This is a genomic window from Campylobacter concisus (assembly GCF_002913865.1).
GTDB classification, from domain to species: domain Bacteria; phylum Campylobacterota; class Campylobacteria; order Campylobacterales; family Campylobacteraceae; genus Campylobacter_A; species Campylobacter_A concisus_AM.
In genome coordinates, this window is record NZ_POYX01000036.1 from 1 (window position 1) to 2456 (window position 2456).

At 35.0% G+C, this 2456-nt stretch carries 1 protein-coding gene; it reads right to left on the reverse strand.

Translation table 11 applies throughout. The annotated features are described in order from the left end of the window. Window positions 1–1392: 1392 nt before the first annotated feature. Window positions 1393–2412, reverse strand: coding sequence for a replication initiation protein (locus CYP77_RS02420; RefSeq protein ID WP_103567764.1), 1020 nt, complete (start codon window positions 2410–2412; stop codon window positions 1393–1395). Window positions 2413–2456: the final 44 nt, after the last annotated feature.

Sequence of the window (2456 nt, forward strand, 5' to 3'; positions counted from 1 at the left end):
AAAAGGATATTTTGCTCGTTAGGGTTTAGGCTTGCAAAGCCCATTTTATTTAGCTCGTTGGCATATTTTACTACTTCGTTCATTGCCTACCTTTTTGAGTAGATTTGGCATTGTATCATAAGGGGACAAATTAAGTCAATAGTCCCCTTATTTTTTGCGTAATTATGTCCCCTTATCTGCGTAATTATGTCCCCTTATCTGCGTAATTATGTCCCCTTATGACTTCTGTAGCCCCTACTACAACGGCTCTAGCGACCCCCCTACAATATATAACAAGATATACAATAATAACAAAGATGGTTGCAAATCGATTTTTTTGAAAAAATCTGACTAAAAATTTCGGACGCTTCAGCAGCGCTCAAATTGCTAGCGCAATTTTCGTCCGCGAGTTTTACGCTTTGCAATGTCGCTATCGCTCCGCAAAGCTCTAGCACATAGGCGAGCAAATGCTCGAGGGGCGCTTATTTGAAAATTCCTGGGCTACTCAACCTCGTTGAGCTTTTTCTTTTTGACAAAAGGCGGTAAAATTATATTTGTGTTTTTGAGTTCTACTCTTAAATGCAGATTTTAGAGGGTAAGAGCTAGAAGCTGGCACTTCTAGCTCAATATTTTCACCTCGGGAAGGAGGCATATATGCTAAAGTTTAGATTCAAACTTTTCGCTATTATAGCGATAATTTGTTTTATCGTTACAAAAGCTCGATAAGAAACCAAAGGGCTTTAACTCTTGAAGCCCCACTAGGGGGGCTAGGCTTAAGAAGCCTTTGTAACTAGCAAACAAAGTGCTATAATTACAATCAAGATGTTAAACGGCATTCAAATCACCGCCTTTCCGAGGCGAAATTTAAAGCCAGAGGTCGCACCCTTTGGCTTTAACCTCTATCAAAATTATATCAAATCACATTCTAAAAGCGACTAAAATATGGGATTTATTATTAAATTTCATAGAAAAAACATGAGCTACAAAGCCCTAAAATAGGGCATTTGCTAAAAAATATATAAAAAAACAGCTCCAGCTGGTAGCCAAATTTGTAAGCCATGATCTAGCCATCCATGCAAAATCATAGAAAAATCTTAACCGATACTTAAAAAACCATGCGTATTTTTGAGAAAAAATTTTTTCATCACCCTTTTTTTGGTTGGATTTTTGGGAAAATTTGTATTTATCTTGGCGCAAAAACCATGCGTATTTTTGAGAAAATTTGTTTTTTAAGTCAGAAATTTATGAAATTTGTTCTAGTGCAGGATACATCTTTTTTCTCAAAAATCCGTATATTCATACGGGAAAAAAGATACTGGGTCGCTTACGCTCTCACCTAGCAAAAATTACTAGGTTTTTTAAGATTCTTATAAGTTCATAGAAAAAAAGTGATTTAAATTTTTGAGAGATTATTTAACATTTTTTAGTTTTTATAAAACCTACTATTTCGTCTAAATTATTAAAAGTTGAGTGAATTATTTCCACAAAATTTGAATTTATTAGGGCAGGCTTTTTATAATAGATTGCCACTTCATAAGTTATTTTTTCGCCTTCGTCTAAAAATATTTTCTGGATTATTCCGTAGCGTTGTGGTTCTTTGCCATCTTTTGGCGGATTATATTTTAGCCATGTATTGCGAAAGAAATCATCGGCTCTTTTTACTTCCGCTTTTAGAAATTCTAGTCTTGATTGATTTTCTTGCTGGAGCTTGAGTATAAAGTTTTCAGTTAAAGACTTGTTTTGCTCCTTTCTTTGAAAGGCAAAAACTATTCGATCTATTTTCTTGCCGTCCTTGACTTTTTCAAAATTTAGCCCCTTAAATGGTATTCGTTCAGGGTCAAAAAGTCCAGGCTCTGATAAGTATTTTATAGCTGGAGCTAAAACTCTTCTATCTACATCTCGTGCTCGGTAGCTTTTTGGAATTTCTAAAAGCTCGTTAAATTCTTTCCAGCCTATGCTCCAAACTCCAGTATCGTGAAATTGTTTTAAGCATCTATAAATCGTCTTTGCGTAAGTGCTTGGTATTTCGGCGAATTCGGCTAGCTGATATAAAGTAAAGTTCTTATATACGGCTAAATACATTTGCTTAAAAGCTGGGTTTATAGTTACTTTTAGGCTATTCTTTTTTTGATCGATAGCTACTCTAGGAAATATTGTTTCTTGTATATATTGCTCGGTTTTATCGTCTTTGTAGCGAAATACAAAGGCTTGCAGGTTTTTTAATTTATCTAGCAAATCATCAACGTATTCAATATTGCTACGCTTATCTATTTGGGCTAGTTTTAAAATCTCATCTAGGTCTTTGTCTAGCTCGTTGCCTTCAATGTCTTTCATCAGTGTAAAGATTGTAAAAAGGATATTTTGCTCGTTAGGGTTTAGGCTTGCAAAGCCCATTTTATTTAGCTCGTTGGCATATTTTACTACTTCGTTCATTGCCTACCTTTTTGAGTAGATTTGGCATTGTATCATAAGGGGAC